Origin of the sequence: Aeromonas genomosp. paramedia, from assembly GCF_023093515.1 — a bacterium.
Taxonomy (GTDB): domain Bacteria; phylum Pseudomonadota; class Gammaproteobacteria; order Enterobacterales; family Aeromonadaceae; genus Aeromonas.
On the sequence record NZ_JAAROG010000010.1, the window covers coordinates 51110 to 68308 of the forward strand.

General features: G+C 63.1%; 13 protein-coding genes. 6 read left to right on the plus strand and 7 right to left on the minus strand.

Features of this window, described 5'->3' with window-relative positions; translation table 11 throughout:
* Positions 1-114: 114 nt before the first annotated feature.
* Positions 115-1065 (minus strand): AAA family ATPase, encoded by a 951-nt coding sequence (locus HB860_RS06165; RefSeq protein WP_247626051.1) that lies wholly within the window; start codon positions 1063-1065, stop codon positions 115-117.
* Between the two features lie 194 nt (positions 1066-1259).
* Here HB860_RS06165 and fadI point away from each other — a divergent pair, with 194 nt between their 5' ends.
* From fadI to HB860_RS06190, 5 genes are all read left to right on the plus strand, one after another.
* Positions 1260-2570, plus strand: a complete 1311-nt coding sequence (fadI, locus tag HB860_RS06170; protein WP_139434636.1) for an acetyl-CoA C-acyltransferase FadI — start codon at positions 1260-1262, stop codon at positions 2568-2570.
* On the plus strand, positions 2570-4717 hold the full coding sequence (fadJ, locus tag HB860_RS06175; RefSeq protein ID WP_247626052.1) for a fatty acid oxidation complex subunit alpha FadJ: 2148 nt from the start codon (positions 2570-2572) through the stop codon (positions 4715-4717). Before fadI ends, fadJ begins: the two co-directional genes overlap by 1 nt.
* Before the next feature lie 273 nt (positions 4718-4990).
* Positions 4991-5131 carry a TIGR02808 family protein gene (locus HB860_RS06180; RefSeq protein WP_081934454.1) on the plus strand — a complete coding sequence of 47 codons (141 nt, stop codon included), beginning with the start codon at positions 4991-4993 and terminating at the stop codon, positions 5129-5131.
* A 189-nt stretch (positions 5132-5320) separates the two neighbouring features.
* Complete coding sequence (locus tag HB860_RS06185; protein WP_043129908.1) at positions 5321-5878, plus strand: YaeQ family protein; 558 nt, start codon at positions 5321-5323, stop codon at positions 5876-5878.
* 12 nt (positions 5879-5890) lie between these two features.
* Entirely contained in the window at positions 5891-6775 is an 885-nt protein-coding gene (locus tag HB860_RS06190; RefSeq protein WP_247626053.1) for an AEC family transporter, read from the plus strand.
* Positions 6776-6977: 202 nt separating this feature from the next.
* On the opposite strand, the gene HB860_RS06195 is transcribed toward HB860_RS06190, so the two are convergent.
* The 5 genes from HB860_RS06195 to HB860_RS06215 all read right to left on the minus strand — a co-directional run bounded on the left by HB860_RS06195 (position 6978) and on the right by HB860_RS06215 (position 12477).
* Positions 6978-7784, minus strand: coding sequence for a TIR domain-containing protein (locus tag HB860_RS06195; protein WP_247626054.1), 807 nt, complete (start codon positions 7782-7784; stop codon positions 6978-6980).
* 382 nt (positions 7785-8166) lie between these two features.
* Complete coding sequence (locus HB860_RS06200) at positions 8167-9396, minus strand: MFS transporter (RefSeq protein ID WP_247626055.1); 1230 nt, start codon at positions 9394-9396, stop codon at positions 8167-8169.
* A gap of 46 nt (positions 9397-9442) precedes the next feature.
* Entirely contained in the window at positions 9443-10213 is a 771-nt protein-coding gene (locus HB860_RS06205) for an ABC transporter ATP-binding protein (protein WP_247626056.1), read from the minus strand.
* The gene (locus HB860_RS06210; RefSeq protein WP_202045557.1) at positions 10206-11258 is read right to left on the minus strand and encodes a FecCD family ABC transporter permease; all 1053 of its coding nucleotides are present in this window, start codon (positions 11256-11258) and stop codon (positions 10206-10208) included. The genes HB860_RS06205 and HB860_RS06210 overlap by 8 nt, the downstream gene beginning before the upstream one ends.
* Before the next feature lie 97 nt (positions 11259-11355).
* Positions 11356-12477, minus strand: coding sequence for an ABC transporter substrate-binding protein (locus HB860_RS06215; RefSeq protein WP_247626057.1), 1122 nt, complete (start codon positions 12475-12477; stop codon positions 11356-11358).
* A 546-nt stretch (positions 12478-13023) separates the two neighbouring features.
* On the opposite strand from HB860_RS06215, the gene HB860_RS06220 reads away from it, so the two are divergent.
* Positions 13024-16242, plus strand: coding sequence for an ExeM/NucH family extracellular endonuclease (locus HB860_RS06220; RefSeq protein ID WP_247626058.1), 3219 nt, complete (start codon positions 13024-13026; stop codon positions 16240-16242).
* Positions 16243-16352: 110 nt separating this feature from the next.
* Here HB860_RS06220 and HB860_RS06225 read toward each other — a convergent pair whose 3' ends face one another.
* On the minus strand, positions 16353-16892 hold the full coding sequence (locus tag HB860_RS06225) for a glycine zipper 2TM domain-containing protein (RefSeq protein WP_139434607.1): 540 nt from the start codon (positions 16890-16892) through the stop codon (positions 16353-16355).
* Between the last annotated feature and the right edge of the window lie 307 nt (positions 16893-17199).

Consider the following 17199-nt stretch of genomic DNA (forward strand, 5'->3'; position numbering starts at 1 on the left):
CTGTCAGGGACATGGGATGGCATCCAGCAGACGGGCGATCAGGGTGTCGTTGTCGAGGTTGTCCGCCAGGGCCTGATGGCTCGGGATGAAGCGGTGGCGCTGGACAGCGGGCTGTCAGGGACATGGGATGGCATCCAGCAGACGGGCGATCAGGGTGTCGTTGTCGAGGTTGTCCGCCAGGGCCTGATAGCTGGGAATGAGGCGGTGACGCAAGATGGCCGGGGCCAGCTGCTGGATGTCTTCCGGCAGCACGAAGTCGCGCCCGGCGAGCCAGGCGCGGGCGCGGGCGGCGCGGGCCAGGCCTATGCTGGCCCTGGGGCTGGCGCCTACCGCAATGAGGGGTTCGAGCTCGGGGCAGAGGCCGCTGCCGGGGCGGGTGGCACAGATCAGCTGCACCAGATAGTGCTCTAGCCGGGTCTGCATCTGCACGGCCTGCACCGCGCTGCGGGCCGAGAGCAAGGCGGCCTGGCTCAGGGTCACGGGGGGCGGCGGCAGGGCGTCGCCCCCGGCGTTGAGCTGCAAGATGGCGAGCTCCATGGCGGGGCTGGGGTAATCCACCATGAGTTTGAGCAGGAAACGGTCGAGCTGGGCCTCCGGCAGGGGATAGGTGCCCTCCTGCTCGATGGGGTTCTGGGTCGCGGCCACCATAAAGAGCGGCGGCAGGCGCCAGCTCTTCTTGCCCACCGTGATCTGATGCTCGGCCATGGCCTCCAGCAGGGCGGACTGCACCTTGGCCGGGGCCCGGTTGATCTCGTCCGCCAGCACCAGGTGGTTGAACAAGGGGCCGGGCTGGAACACGAAGCTGGCGTCCTGGGGGTGAAACACCTCGCTGCCGGTGAGATCGGCGGGCAGCAGATCCGGGGTGAACTGGATGCGGGCGAAACGCCCCTCGACGGCACCGGCCAGCGCCTTGACGGCCCGGGTCTTGGCCAGCCCCGGCGCCCCCTCGATCAACACATGTCCTTCACATAGCAGGGCGATCAGCAGCCCCTCGATGAGGGGGCCCTGTCCCAGGATCTGACTGCCAAGATAGTCCCCAAGCGCTCTGAATTCGGCCGCTGCCATGTAATGAACCCGTTGTTTTTATGGAAGTTGATCTTTTTATACTCCAGTTGGCCCCCAAGGGCGAGGGAGGGGACCAAGATGGGGACAATTTAGTTTCAATCAGCCGTATGAAAGTTGTGATTGGATTGTTAAGATGTGGCGTTATGAGGTCAGACCTCTTCCTTTTAATCTTCTCGTTTAACCAAGGAGCCAGGATGAAACAGCCATTGAAACTGACGACTCGCCAGGGCGAACGGATTGCCGTCGTGGCGGGTCTGCGAACCCCCTTTGCCAAGCAGGCCACCGCCTTCCACGGCGTGCCTGCGGTGGATCTCGGCAAACTGGTGGTGAGCGAGATGCTCGCCCGCACCGATCTCGATCCCAAGCTCATCGACCAGCTGGTGTTCGGCCAGGTGGTCCAGATGCCGGAAGCCCCGAACATAGCCCGGGAGATAGTGCTCGGCACCGGCATGAGCGTCAGCACAGATGCCTATAGCGTGTCGCGCGCCTGCGCCACCAGTTTCCAGGCGGTGGCCAACGTCACCGAATCCATCATGGCCGGCACGGTGGACATCGCCATCGCCGGCGGGGCCGACTCCTCCTCCGTGCTCCCCATAGGGGTGAGCAAGACCCTGGCCCGTGCTCTGGTGGATCTCAACAAGGCGCGCAACCTGCAGCAGCGTTTCAATATTCTGCGTCGTCTGCGCTTGAAAGACTTGATGCCGGTGCCGCCCGCAGTGGCCGAGTACTCCACCGGCCTCTCCATGGGACAGACCGCCGAGCAGATGGCCAAGAGCCACCAGATCAGCCGCGAGGCGCAAGATGCCCTGGCGCACCGCTCCCATACGCTGGCGGCGCAAGCCTGGGCCGAGGGCAAGCTCAGTGGCGAGGTGTTCACCGCCCACGTGCCCCCCTACAAGTCGCCGCTGGAGCGGGACAACAACATCCGCGAAAGCTCGGATCTGGCGAGCTACGCCAAGCTAAAGCCGGTGTTTGACCGGCTGCATGGCTCCGTCACCGCCGCCAACGCCACCCCGCTCACCGACGGCGCCGCCGCCGTGCTGCTGATGCGCGAGGGGCGCGCCAAAGAGCTCGGTCTCGAGCCCCTAGGCTATATCCGCAGCTTCGCGTTCTCCGCCATCGACGTCTGGCAGGACATGCTGATGGGCCCCTCCTATGCCACGCCGCTGGCGCTGGACAGGGCCGGCATCACGCTGGCCGATCTGACCCTCATCGACATGCACGAGGCCTTTGCCGCCCAGACCCTGGCCAACCTCAAGATGTTTGCCAGTGCCGAATTTGCCCGCGAAAAATTGGGCCGGGATCAGGCCATCGGCGAGGTGGACATGGACAAATTCAACGTCCTCGGCGGCTCGCTGGCCTATGGCCACCCCTTTGCCGCCACAGGTGCGCGCATGATCACCCAGACCCTGCACGAGTTGCGGCGTCGGGGTGGGGGACTGGGGCTCAACACCGCCTGTGCGGCGGGTGGGCTGGGTGTGGCCATGGTGCTGGAGGTTGAATGATGAGCGCTAAGACTTTTTCACTGGAAATTCGCAAAGACGGCATCGGCATCCTGTGCATGGATGTGCCCGGTGAGAGCATGAACACCCTGAAGGCCGCCTTCGCAGACGAGATCCGCACCGTGCTGGCCGAGATAAAGGGGAACCGCGATCTGATCGGCTTGGTGATCGTCTCTGGCAAGAAGGACTCCTTCATCGCCGGGGCCGACATCGGCATGCTGGCCGCCTGCACCAGTGCCCGTGACGCCGAGACGCTGTCGCGGGAGGGTCAGGTGGTCTTCGCCGAGATCGAGGCGCTGACCATACCGGTGATCGCCGCCATTCACGGCCCCTGCCTCGGCGGCGGGCTGGAGCTGGCGCTCGCCTGCCATGGCCGGGTGGTGACAGATCACGCTAAAACCGTGCTGGGCATGCCGGAAGTACAGCTCGGCCTGCTGCCGGGCTCCGGCGGTACCCAGCGACTGCCGCGCCTCATCGGGGTGGCCAAGGCGCTGGATCTGATGCTGACCGGCAAGCAGGTGCGGGCCAAGCAGGCCAAGAAACTGGGGCTGGTGGACGATGTGGTGCCGCCTTCCATCCTGCTGGAGGCCGCCATCAAGCTTGCCAAGAAGGGCAAGCCCCGCCATCGGCTGAAGCGGGATCTGCAGGGCAAGGTGCTGGAGACCAATGCCCTGGGTCGCAAGGTGCTGTTCGATCAGGCCCGCAAGGGGGTCAAAGCCAAGACCCGTGGCAACTACCCGGCCCCTGAGCGGATCCTCGAGGTGGTGCGCATCGGCGTGGAGGAGGGGATGCAGGCCGGCCTCGCCGCCGAGTCCCGCCACTTTGGCGAGCTGGTGATGACGGCGGAATCCGCCGCCCTGCGCTCGATTTTCTTCGCCACCACAGAGATGAAGAAAGAGGTCGCCTATCAGGGCGCCGAGCCGCGCAAGGTGGCCCATGCCGCCGTGCTGGGCGGGGGCCTGATGGGGGGCGGCATCGCCTTCGTCACCGCCACCAAGGCCGGGGTGCCGGTGCGGATCAAGGACGTAGGGAGCGCCGGCATCGGCAACGCCATGCGCTACAGCTATGATCTGCTGGCCAGGAAGCTCAAGCGCCGCCAGCTGCTGCGCAGCGAGCTGGAGAAGCAGATGAGCCTGCTCACCGGCACCCTCGACTATTCCGGTTTCCACCGGGTCGACATGGTGGTGGAGGCGGTGTTTGAAGATCTCGCCCTCAAGCACCAGATGGTGGCGGACGTGGAGCGCGAGTGCGGTGAACACACCGTCTTTGCCTCCAACACCTCTTCCCTGCCCATCCACCAGATAGCGGCCAATGCCGCCCATCCGGAGCGGGTGGTGGGGCTGCACTACTTCAGCCCGGTGGACAAGATGCCGCTTGCGGAAGTCATCCCCCACGCGGGCACCAGCCCCGAGACGGTGGCCACCACCCTGGCCTTCGCCCGGGCCCAGGGCAAGACGCCTATCGTGGTGAAAGACGAGGCGGGCTTCTACGTCAATCGCATCCTGGCCCCCTACATGAACGAGGCAGCGCGCCTGGTGCTGGAAGGGGAGCCGGTGGAGGTGCTGGACGGCGCCCTGCTGGACTTCGGCTTCCCGGTCGGCCCCATCACCTTGCTCGATGAGGTCGGTATCGACGTTGGCGCCAAGATCTCCCCCATCCTCGAGAAAGAGCTCGGCGGCGAGCAGTTCCAGGCCCCCAAGGCCTTTGACAAGCTGCTGCAAGACGATCGCAAGGGGCGCAAGAACGGCAAGGGCTTCTACCTCTACGGCAAGGCGGCGCCGCGCAACAAGCTCACCGGCAAGGAGGGCAAGAAGACGGTGGACGAGAGCGTCTACGCCGTGCTCGGGGTCAAGGTATCGCCCAAGCTGGCCCGCCAGGAGATCGCCGAGCGCTGCGTGCTGCTGATGCTCAACGAAGCGGCCATGGCGCTCGACAGCGGCGTGGTGGCCTCGGCCCGTGACGGCGACATAGGTGCCATCTTCGGCATCGGCTTCCCGCCTTTCCTGGGCGGTCCCTTCCGCTACATGGACAGCCTCGGCATCGATCACCTGGTGGGGCGCCTCGAGTTCTACCAGAAGCGCCACGGCGATAGGTTCGCCCCCTGCGCACGCCTCAAGGCGATGGCGGCGGAGCAGCAGCGCTTCTACTGATCCCAGGCGATCTGCACAGGATGTACGCGAGGCGACCCCGGGGTCGCCTCGCTTTTTTGTCTGACCGTGGGCAGGGAAGGGGGGAATGCTCGCCCCATGGGCAAAAAAGCGGCACATCAGGGGCCAAATCATTGATCTGGCGCAAACTGGTGCCCCATTTATTACTTTGGTGGCATAGGACTCAGGCGCCGGTTGAGGTCAAATAGCCTTATCAGGAACGGGGACTACTCCGTCACGCAAGGGACACCCATTTCACTGGATGAAGGACACACTATGAGTCTGCTTGAACAAACCATCTGGAACATATTGGGATACGGGGCCATGCCCTTTATCTTCCTGAGCGGCTTCGTGGCCGTGGCAGTGATCTGCTGCCTGCTGCTCAATGCCTTCGGGGTCAAGTCCGCCGAGAAGTGAGTCACTCTCGTTCATGCCGCCAAATGCCAGTCTCACGGACTGGCATTTGTTTTATGTGTCTTTTAAGGCACTTATCCAGCCCCAAGTGGGGAAACTGTGGTCAATATGGTCGAACCCGGCGGCCATTTTGATTACACTGGCGCCCGGCATGTCCGCCCTTTTCTCTTTTATCAGGTGTTCACGATTTCTATGGCGCTCAAGGCAACCATCTTCAAGGCCCAGATCAGCTTGTCTGACATGGACCGCAATCTCTATCAGGACTTCTCCCTCACCCTGGCCCGTCACCCCTCCGAGACCGACGAGCGGATGATGATCCGGCTGGCGGCCTTTGCCTGGCACGCCGCCGAGCGGCTGGAGTTCACCAAGGGACTCTCGGCGGACGACGAGCCCGAGCTCTGGCGCAAGAACTACTCCGACGAGATCGAGCTCTGGATTGAACTCGGCCAGCCCGACGAGAAGCGCCTCAAGAAGGCGTGCAACCGCTCCCGTCAGGTGGTGCTCTATCTCTACGGTGGCCGCGGCACCAGCGTCTGGTGGAAGCAGAACCAGGGCAAGCTCGGCCTGCACGACAACCTCACCGTGATCGAGCTCTCCGACAGCCAGACCCTGCCCCTGACCGCCATGGTGGAGCGCACCATGCAGCTCACCTGCACCATCTCGGACGGCCAGCTCTGGGTCAGCAACGGCACCCTGGAGGTCACCCTGGATCCCGTGGTGCTGATGGGACGCCCCGCCCGCGAACTCTAAGACGGACTCCCCATGCTCAGTGCCCTGCTCGATATCGTCATCCCGGTGTTTGCGGTGGCGGGCCTCGGCGCCCTCTACGGGCGGCTGCGCGGGGGAGCCGAACTCGGTTACATCAACCGGGCCAATATAGAGCTCTTCTCCCCGGCGCTGGTCTTCTCGGCGCTGGTGAAATACCCCCTGGATCTGGCGGCCCACCTGCCGCTGATCGCGGCCGGGGCCCTGGTGATCCTGCTGCCGGGCCTGCTGCTCTCCCTGCTCAGGCTCAAGGGCATAGAGAGAGCGGCGCTGATCCTGCCCGCCATGTTTCGCAACACAGGCAACCTCGGCATCCCGCTGATGGTGCTGGCCTTTGGTGAGCAGCAGCTCGGCGCCATCGTCATCCTCTTCGTGCTCTCCAACCTGCTCCACTTCTCGGTGGGCATGTTTATCCTCTCCGCGAGCAGCTCCCGCTGGGGCTGGCTGAAAAGCCCCGTGCTCTGGGCCGCCTTCGCCGGGCTGCTGGTGGCCAACCTGCAGATCCCGCTGCCGGACTACCTGGTGACCAGCGCCTCCCTGCTCGGCCAGATAGCGGTGCCCCTGATGCTGTTTGCCTTAGGCATCCGGCTGATGGAGGGGGAGCTGGGCCACCTGGGGCTCGCGCTCAAATGCAACCTGCTCTATCTGCTGGCGGGGGGGATCTCCCTTGGCATCGCCGTCTGGCTGCTGCCCCTTGAGCCTGACTGGATACCGCTCCTGATGCTCTCGGTGGCGCTGCCCCCGGCGGTGCTCAACTACATGCTGTGCGAGCAGTACCAGTGCCAGCCCGACAAGGTGGCCAGTATAGTGCTCGGCGGCAATGCGCTCTCCGTGGTGGTGATCCCCCTGGCGGTCTGGCTGGCGCTGCATCTGGGGAGTTGACCCAGTTTTTTTCAAGGACGCCTGATGGCGTCCTTTTTATTGCTATCGCGAATGTCCGATTACGCTGCGCTAATCGAACCTACGGTTCTCGATGTAGAAAATCCCCCCTATATGGCCAACAATAGAAAAATAAGAAATGGCAGAGAGCCCGCCATTTTCTTCTGATTTACAGTGACAATACTGCTTCCATATATAAAAGAAGTTAAAATGAAGATACATCACCACTTTTATGAATCAAATGCTCATTATCTAACAAGTAATCAATGCCTTCAGATGTGATAGAAAGAGTATAATATTCACTATTATTGTACTCATGATCAATTGCTATTCTTTTATCCAAAAAACCTAATTTCTCAAGTTTAATAGAAGCTAGGCTCAATATTCCACTATCTACACCCTTAATATCATTTAAAACACGCCAAACAGCTTCCCCATCAGGAGATGTAGTATAGCTCTCTAGAACTCTTGTTAACATTCGATGCTCAATGCTCCCAAGTTTATAGTTATATTCAATTTTTCTGCGAGGTTTTTGAGTCACGTCTAGTTCATGAGCAAGCAAGCCTAGTTTGTTGATCTCTCGCTTTATTAATGTACATGGATGGTTAACTGCCGCTTCTAAATTTCTATCTGTTCTTTTTTCATTATAATCTACGGGGGTTAGCCCCAAAAGATCAGTCGGAAGATGTAAATCAGTATCTCTAGGTTTTACAATGAAACACCTTTCTTTTCCTAAGGTTCCGATAAATAGACCCAATTCGAAAACGATATTGTCGCGAGCAATGCTTTTCTGTTGCTCTCGAATTTGCGCAACGTCATCTGGCGTAAAAATGAAAATAGCGAAATCAACAGAGTCTGCCATTTTCACTAGAGAGTCAATTGTGTTTTGAGAGAGGGTGAAACCATGTTTCCAAACAGTTACTTCAGTTTGATGATCCAAATTCACATTGAATGCATCCGCTACATCTAGGCTTTCTACGGAAGAGGCAATAAATATTCTAGGATCTCTCATATATATTCCATTGTTTTTAGTTAAACTAATTCTCGACATTAACGCAGCATAATCTAGTGTTCGCTATCTTCATGTGATATGTATCTGTAATTCGCCATAAACCCTCTCATCTTGCCACTTCTTCACTATGAGGCATATCTGAATCTGATCGAATGCCCCATGTCCACTGCCCCAACCTGAAACTCGCCTTGGAGCAGGTAGACAAGGTTGTTACCTGCCGAGAGGATCAGGTTGTAATGACTGAGCAGGTACAAGAGTTGAACCTCTTTCTGGTTAGGCCGTCACCGACGTCTAGCATATCGCCTTGTTTCGGATTAGACGAAAAGGGGGAGAGCGGAGAGGGAGGAATGAGATAAAAACCTGGCGGCCTTGGCCGCCAGGTTTATTTATTGATGGCTGCCTGCTCGTGGCCGCTTCTGCGCAGTTGGGTATAGAGGCCAACCCCCGCCAGCAGGCCGGCGAGGGCCAGCAGCAGCCAGATGGCGGTGGCGGGGCGGCTGCCTGCATCCCCCAGCATAAAACCGACAAGCAGGTTACCAAAGAGCGCCATGCAGCCCCCGGCGCTGGCATAGAAGCCGTAGTAGCTGGCGAGCTGCTCAGGGGGGGCGTAGCGGGGCAACTGGGCGGCAAAGAGCGGGAAGCAGAGGGTGGATCCGAGGGATAGCAGGGCCACCTGCGCCAGGACGCCCGCCGTCGGCCAGGGGGAGAGCAGCGGCAGGGCGAGATAGCTCAGCCCCATCACCCCGATCCCCAGCCCCATGGCGAGCGGCACCCCAAGGCGCTGCTCCACCAGACGAGAGGCCGGCAGCTGGAGCAGGACGCCGATCACCGCCGAGAGGGTGAAGACGCCGCCGAGCAGCTGGGTGGCGTCCGGCAGGCTCTGGATATGGGCGGGCAGGGCGAGATAGAGCTGGTGGAACAGGATCTGGTAGCTGCCCGCCAGCAGGGTGAACACCATGAAGGGGCGCTGGCGCAGGATCTCCCGCCATTGGCGCAAAATGGCGCCGCGCGGGCTCTGGTTGACCGCCGGGCGCTTGGGCAGCACCCGATACTGCAGCACCCCGAGCAGGGCGAACAGGCTAGCCGCCAACAAGCCTGTCAGGGCATAGCTCTGCTGGGTCAGGGTCAGGCCGACCAGGGGGCCGAACAGCATGCCCGCCTGGCTGGCGAGATTGTGCAGGGCGAAGGCGCGCTGACGCTGACTGGGCGCGCTGCATTCGCTGGCGAGATAGGCCTGGGCGCAGGGGGTGAAGAGGGCTCCGGCAAAACCGGTGAGGGTCGCCGCCAGCAGCAGTATGGGCAGGGACTCGGCCCAGCCCAGCAGCACGAAACCGACCGAGCGCACCAGGCAGCCCCAAACGATGGCGGGGTGATAGCCGATGCGATCCCCGAGGGTGCCCCCCAGCAGGAAGAGCCCCTGCTGGCTGAAGACCCGCATCCCCATGGCCAGGCCGCAGGCCCAGCCGGCGAGGCCAAGCCCGCTGCCCATGTGCTGGGCGAGGAAGGGCATCATCATGTAGAAGCCGAGGTTGAACGCCAGACCATTGATGATGAGCAGGCGGGCGGCCGGGCTCATGCCCTGCCAGTCCCGCCAACAGGAGGCGCCGCTCATCTTGTGTGTACCCTGGGGCCGGTTGCGGGCCATGCCGAAGGGGCCGTCATGATTGTCTTCGCAGGGTACGCAGGAAGGGGATGCCGCTCTGATCGTGGCTTATCTGCACCGGCACCCGATAGAGGCGCTCGATAAGGGCCGCGTCGAGCACCCGGGCGGGAGGGCCGAAGGCCTGCAGATCGCCCCCTGCCAGCACGATCAGCTGATCGGCAAACTGGGCCGCCAGGTTGAGATCGTGCAGCACCACCAGGGTGATCCACTGCTGCTCCCGGGTCTGCTCACAGAGGTGCTCCATCAGCTGCATCTGGTGATGCAGGTCCAGGGCGCTGACCGGCTCGTCCAGCATCATGATGCGGGGATCCCGCAGCAGCACCTGGGCAAACAGCACCATCTGCCGCTGGCCGCCGCTCAAGGAGTAGAGGGGGCGATCCGCCAGATGGGCGATGCCGAGCGCCTGCAGGGCGCGACCGGCCGCCAGTATGTCCTCGTCCGCCAGACGCATGGAGAGGCTGTCGAGGCGCCCCAGCACCACCACTTCGATGACGCTCAAGTCCAGCTCCAGCTGGATGTTCTGGGGCATGTAGCCAAACTGCTGGCGCCATTTGGCCTGGGTCATCTGGCGGGCACTCTGACCCCCCAGGCGGATGTCGCCAGCGGCCGGGGTCAGTTCACCGAACAGGGCGCGCAGCAGCGAGGTCTTGCCGGTCCCGTTCGGGCCGATGATCACATGGACCTGACCCGGATGCAGGGTGAGGTCGAGCTCCCGCAGCAGGGTCTGCTGGCCGAGGGAGAGGGAGAGTCGGGTTATCTCAAGCACGTTTACGCCCCCTGCCGAGGATCAGCCAGATGAAGAAGGGCACGCCAATCAGGGCGGTGACGATGCCGATGGGAAAGAGGGCCCCCGGAATGATGGACTTGGAGAGCACAGAGGCTGCCGACAACATGCAGGCGCCGCACAGGGCGGAGAGCGGGATCAGGAAGCGCTGATCTTCCCCCACCAGCATACGGGCGATGTGGGGAGCCACCAGGCCGACGAAGCCGATGATGCCGACGAAGCTGGTGGCGGTGGCGGTGAGCAGGGCGACCAGGATCAGGGTCTTCATGCGCAGCCTGTCCACGTTGACCCCGAGGCTGCGGGCCCTGGCTTCCCCCAGACGCAGGCTGGTGAGGGCCCAGGCATCCCGATAGATGAGCAGGGTGCAGATCAGGGTGACGGCGGCCGTGATGATCAGGGAGTCCCAGGTGGTGCGCATCAGGCTGCCAAACAGCCAGAACATGATCTGCTGGTTGAGCTCGGGGGAGGAGAGGAACTGCAGCAGGGAGAGCAGGGACTGGAACAGGAACAAAAGGGCTATGCCCGCCAGGATCAGGGTCTGGCTGCTGATGTTGCGCATCATGGCCAGACCAAACAAGAGGCTGGCGGCAAACATGCACAGGATGAAGGCACCGGCCGGAATGGCGATCAGGGGAGGGAGCCCGAGCCCGCCGGTATAGAGCGCCAGTGCGGCCCCAAGCCCGGCCGCGGCCGCGAGCCCCAGGGTGAAGGGGCTGGCGAGGGGGTTGTCCAGCAGGGTCTGCATCTGCACGCCGCCAAGGCCCAGCGACGCGCCGACCACCAGGGCCATCAGGGCGATGGGCAGGCGCATGTCATGGACTATGGTGCGGGTCATGGCGTCCGCCTGGGCGGGAGAGAGCAGGGCATTGACCACTTCCCCAAGGGGCAGCAGAGAGGGACCGGTGGCGATGTCGAGCACTAGCGTGATGCACAGCACCAGGGTGAGCAGCGCCAGCCAGTGCCAGCGACGGCGCTCCCGTTGCCGCTGGCGGGTGAGGGTCTGCTGGAGGGCAGCCAGATCATTCATGATGACAATCCTGAAGCGGGCGCCATGTGGGGCGCCCGGTTAAAGAGGGATGACGAAGAGGGCTCTGCCGAGGTGGGCAGAGCCCGAACGACCGGATTTAGTTGGCTTCACCCGGCTTGATACCCAGCATGAAGGTACCCTCGGGACGGATGGGCAGATAGCTGCGGTAGAAGCCCTGATAGGTGGCCAGGGGATCGAGATCCTGGAACAGATCCGGGTAGAGGGCCTTGGCCATGAACTCGATGAGGGCGGCATCCATGATGCTGCGGGTGGCGCCGTGATAGACCGCATAGAGGCGACCCTGCTGCACCGCGGGCAGCTCGCTCCAGCCCGGACGGGCGGCAAAGCCCTGCAGACGTTGGCGCACCGTCTCGGCCGAGACGTCCTGGCCCACCTGCATCGCTTCTGCGCTGCTCACGCTCTCGTAGCCCGCCATCAGGATCACCTCGGGCTTGCTCGCCAGCAGTTGCTCAGGGTGGATGGGGCCCCAGCGCTCGACGAAGGGCGCCGCCACGTTGTCACCCCCCGCCAGCAGGGCCATGGCGCCCCACATATCCTTGCCATAGGTGTAGCTGTACTCGGCCGGGCCCTTGTCACCCAGCTCGATATAGACCCGGGGGGGCTGGCGCTTCGCGGCGGCGATGCGGGAGGTGATGATGTCAATCCTGGCCTTGTACTCGTCGGCCATCTTCTGGGCACGGGCCTCCTGGCCGGTCACCTTGCCAAGCAGCAATGTGCTAGCCATGTGGCGGGCCAGGGTCTGGGCGTTGTAGTCCACCACCACCACTGGGATGCCTGCCTGCTCGAGGCGCGGCAGATCCGGGGCCAGGGCCTCGTATTGCCACTGGGCCAGGATCACCAGATCGGGTTTGACCGCCAGGGTCTTCTCGATGGAGAAGCTCTGATCCTGCACGTTGCCAAGGTCCGGCACCCTGGCCAGTTGCGGCAGGCTGGCCACATAGAGGGACCAGATGGCGGGGCGGGACTTGACGAACCAGCCGCGGGACATGCCCACCAGGCGATCGGCGCCGCCTTCACCGGCCACGGCCAGATAATCCTCGGGATAGAAACCGAGCACGATGCGGCTCGCGGGCAGGCTCAGGGAGACCTTGCGGCCCATCACATCTTCCACTTCAACGGGGGCGGCGGCCTGTGCCATCCAGCTCATCAGGGCGAGCTGACCAAGCAGCAGCAACTTTGCCAGGGGGTGACGAAACATCTTGTGAAACCTCGGGGGGATAAGGCCAAAAAAAAGAAGTGAGAACTATTGCTATTCGTGAACCGAAAAGCAATAAACGTTTGTCCTGTCTCCTCTCTTGTTAAATTTGTCATTGCCGGAATCGGCTTCACACGAGCACAGAGTGCCGTTCCAATGGAGCCCATCTCTCTGTTTTCAGGGATCATGGGGGCCTGTGGCGCCTAGCTGGCTGCACCTGGAACCACGCTCTGGCCGTCTCGCTCGCGCCTCTGAAGCGGGGGCTCAGTCCCGGACTCTGCTCGATGTCGAGCCCCCTGGCATGGCCCCGCCAGAGGTGGCGACGATTTCCTGCGCACCGATGACAGACACTGCCCATTCGGGTATTGATCGTCACCTGCGCGCAACAATTTGCGGTCATTGTTAGCCAGCTCCCAGCGGCTCCGCCGTCAAAGGGGCAGAGTAGGCGCGATCTTGGCCCCTGGCCGAGTTCGACATCAACAAGGTGCTGCGGCCCGCCTTGCGCGGGGCGCCAATAACATGATCTGCAAATAAAAAAGGAAACTGACCATGTCAGGAAGACACTCTCTGGTAGCGCTGGCCGTCGGGCTGGCGCTGGCGGGACAGGCACAGGCGCAACTGCTTGTCACCGAATACCTGGAAGGCGCTGGCAACAACAAGGCTTTGGAGCTGAGCAATCTCGGCAGCGACGCCGTCGATCTCTCCCAATACCGGCTGGCACTCTATGCCAACGGCAAACCCCTCACCGATGCCCCCACCAACAGCCTGGCGCTGCAAGGCACCCTGGCCCCGGGGGCCAGTCTGGTGCTGGCCAACCCCTCCGCCAACGCCGAGATCCTGGCCAAGGCCAATCAGACCAGCGGTAATCTGGTGTTCAACGGCGACGACGCCCTGGTGCTCTATCGCGGCAGCGAGATAGTGGACAGCATCGGCCAGGTGGGGGTGGATCCGGGCACGGCCTGGGTCTCGGGCGGCGTCTCGACCCTGGACATGACCCTGCGCCGCAAGGCCACCGTCACCACGGGCCGGATTGATGCGACCTCGCCCTTCGATCCTGCGCTGGAATACCTGGCCGCCCCCAAGGATGACGCCAGCGGTCTTGGCTGCAGCGGCGATGCCCCCTGTGATGGCAGCCAGCCGCCCGCCTTCGTCTGCCCGGTAGACACTCTTGTGCCGGTGCCCGCCATCCAGGGCCCCGGCAGCAGCAGCCCCCTGGTGCCGGCCGGCAAGTTCGAGTCCGAGCAGGCCTATGCCACCCGCGGCGTGGTGACCCAGGTGGTGAGCGGCCTCTACAAGGGCTTCTTCATTCAGGACGCGCAGGGGGACGGGGATCCGGCCACCTCGGACGGCCTCTTCATCCACAGCACCCAGGCCAACGGCGCCCTGGTGCCGGGGGCCGAGGTGTGCGTCTCGGGCAAGGTCAAAGAGTATTTCAACCAGACCCAGCTCAGCGCCGATCAACTGGTGGTGACCCAGCCGGCAGGTGCCTTGCTGCCTGCGGTGGATCTGGTGCCGGTGGGAGGCGAGAGCCTGAGCCAGCTGCTGGAGCGCCACGAGGGGATGCAGGTGCGGCTGGTGCCGGAGTCCAGCCTGGTGGTGACCCGCAACTTCAGCTTCGATTACGACGGCAAGCGCAACAACCTGGTGCTGGCCTATGGTGCCCCCCTCATCAAGTCGACCCAGAAATTTGCCGCCATGAGCCAGGAGGCGAGCGACTGGGCCCTGCGCAACCAGCAGAACCAGCTGGTGGTGGAGACGGACGCCAAGGCGCCGGACGGTGTGCTGCCCTGGTTCCCCGGCTTCAACGCCGAGGACGGTTATCTTCGCATCGGCGACAAGCTCAACGGGCTGGAGGGGGCGCTCGGCTACTCCTACAACCTGTTCCGGATAGTGGCCAGCAACCGCATCGACGCAAGCCAGATCGATCACAGCGGTTGGGACAGGGTGCAGACGCCCGAGCTCTCCGGGGCGGGGGATCTGCGGGTCGCGAGCTTCAACGTACTCAACTTCTTCACCACTGTGGTGGGGGGCGATGCCAACCCCACCGGCAGCAACAGGGGCGCCCTGACGGTGCCTGAGTTCGAGCTGCAGCGCACCAAGATCGTCAGCGCCATCACCCGCCTCAACGCCGACGTGGTGGGGCTGATGGAGATCGAGAACAACGGTTACGGCGACAACTCCGCCATCGCCAACCTGGTGGCGGCCCTCAACGCCGCCCAGCCAGACGAGGCGGATCACTACGCCTGGGTGGCTTCCCCCGATGGCCAGCCCATCGGCACCGACGCCATCACGGTAGGGCTCATCTACCGGCCCGCCAGCGTGACCCCGCAAGGGGCCGCCAGCCTCATCGCGCTGCCGGTGCAGCAGGCCGAGGCGCAGGACGCCAGCGGCAAGCCGGTGACCATCAACCAGGGGATGCGCGAGTCGCTGGTGCAGCGCTTCAGCTCCCCCAAGGGGGATGCGCCCCTGACCCTGGTGGTCAACCACCTCAAGTCCAAGGGCTCCGCCTGCTTCGAGGATTATCCCGACTACGCCAGCGCCGATCCCCTGGATGGCCAGGGCCACTGCAACGCGCTGCGGGTCTCCGCCGCCAAGGTGCTGGGGGAGACCCTCAAGGGGGTGAGCGGGGATCTGCTGCTCATCGGCGATCTGAACGCCTACGGCATGGAGGATCCCATCCGGGTGCTGACCGACTATGATCCGGCCGCCCAGGCGCGCCAGATCATGAGCGCCTCCTTCACCACATTGGCGGGTCAGCCGTATGAGGAGAGCGGCAGCGCTCTTGGCAAGGGGTATGGCCTGGTCAACCTCAACACCCGCTTCCACGGCACCGACACCTACTCCTACAGCTATGAAGGGGAGCTCGGCAACCTGGATCACGCCCTGGCAAGCCCTGGCCTCGCGGCCAAGGTGATCGGCATCGAGGATTGGCACATCAACTCCGCCGAGAGCAACTTCTTCGAGTACGGCAGCAAGTACAGCGGCCAGCTGGCGAAATCCGAGGGGCCCTTCAGCGCCTCGGATCACGATCCCGTGCTGGTGGCCATCCAGTATCCGCTGCCCCCCGCCGGCGTCTTGAGCCTGGAGAGCGCCGCCGCCAGCGTGGAGGAGGGCAAGACCCTGGCCTTGAGCGTGGCGCGCCGTGACGGCAGCCATGGGGAGGCCAGCGTCAGCTACCGCATCGCCTTTGGCAGCGCCGATGCCAACGACGTGGCGCCCCTCACCGGCACCCTGCATTGGGCCGCCGGCCAGAGCGACAGCCAGAGCATCAGCATCCCGGTGAAGAGCGACACCCTGCACGAGGGGGACGAGACCTTTACCCTGGAGCTCTATGATGCGAGCGGCGCGACCCTGGGGGAGCAGCACCAGACCCTGGTGACCATCAAGGACAAGCTGGCGCCCTCCACCATCTCGTTGGCGCACGCCAGCCTGACGGTGAACGAGGGGCAGTGGTTTGCGGAGATCCCTGTGGTGCGCAGCGGCGATCTGAGCAAGCCGGCCCGTGCCACTCTGGGCCTTGAGGGGATCACCGCGCGCTGGGGGCTGGATTTCCTGCCCTGGTTCGGCCAGACGGTGAGCTGGGCCGAGGGCGAGGGGGGCAGCAAGTCGGTCAAGGTGCTGATCCTGGATGACTGGTTCGTGGAGTCCACCGAGCAGTTCAGCGTCAACCTCGAGAAGCTGAAAGGGGCCCAGCCGGGCACAGTTCAGCAGACCCGGGTCGACATTCAGGACAACGACAAGCCCTGGTGGCCCTTCGGCCGCCACTAAAGGTGAAAGCGAGATAGAAAGGGGCCTGTGGGCCCCTTTTTGTTGTGGACATGAAAAAGGCCCACCGATGTGGTGGGCCTTCCTCATGGCGGGGCGCTCCTAACGGAGTATCAACCCTGCGCGTTGCTCAGTACCAGCTTGCCATCCTTGACGGGGATGGTGGTGCCGGGTTTTTGTTCCATTCGCACTACCCCTTCCTGACCGGCGAGGCGGTAGGTGACGTCATAACCCAGGGTGCGGGTGCTGCTGTCCTGCACCGTCTTGCAGCGCTGCTCCGTGGTGGTGTAGGTGTCCCCCGCCTGCATGTTGCCCTGCACCTGGTTGCCGGCGTAGCCGCCTGCGACGGCCCCCGCGGCGGTGGCGACCTTCTTGCCGCTGCCGCCACCGAACTGGTGGCCCACCACGCCCCCCAGGGCCGCACCGACCACAGTGCCCAGGATCTTGTGCTCATCCTGCACCGGCTTGCGGTGGGTGACGGTGACGTTGCGGCACTCCTGGCGCGGCGTCTTGATGGTCTCGGTCACCGGCTTGCTGGCCAGCACCTCGGCAAACTGGGGCTCTGAGGTAAACAGGGATCCGCTGGCTGCCGCCGACAATGCCAGCGCAGAGGCAATACCGATCCCGACACCTGCCAACATGGATTTGTTCATCGCTCTTCTCCTCGTACTTGTACCCGTTGAGGGCTTGGGACCATTCTTGGCATTTTGCGCGTCAGGCTCAAGGCAAGCGCCTCGGGATCGCGACAGAGGCTGACTGCGCAAAAAACGACCGCGCCAAAATAGCGTCTGTGTTTGGCGACAAAGGGGTGGGCCAGTGGACGTCACAGAGGCAGATCAGCCGGCGTGGGGGCACAACAGCCTAAGACGTTTTGCTAATACCTGCCCCCAGAGCCCCTTGATACCCTTGCATTTCGTACCAGAAAGCCGCCGCCGGCACGATGCCAGGGCGCGTTCACGG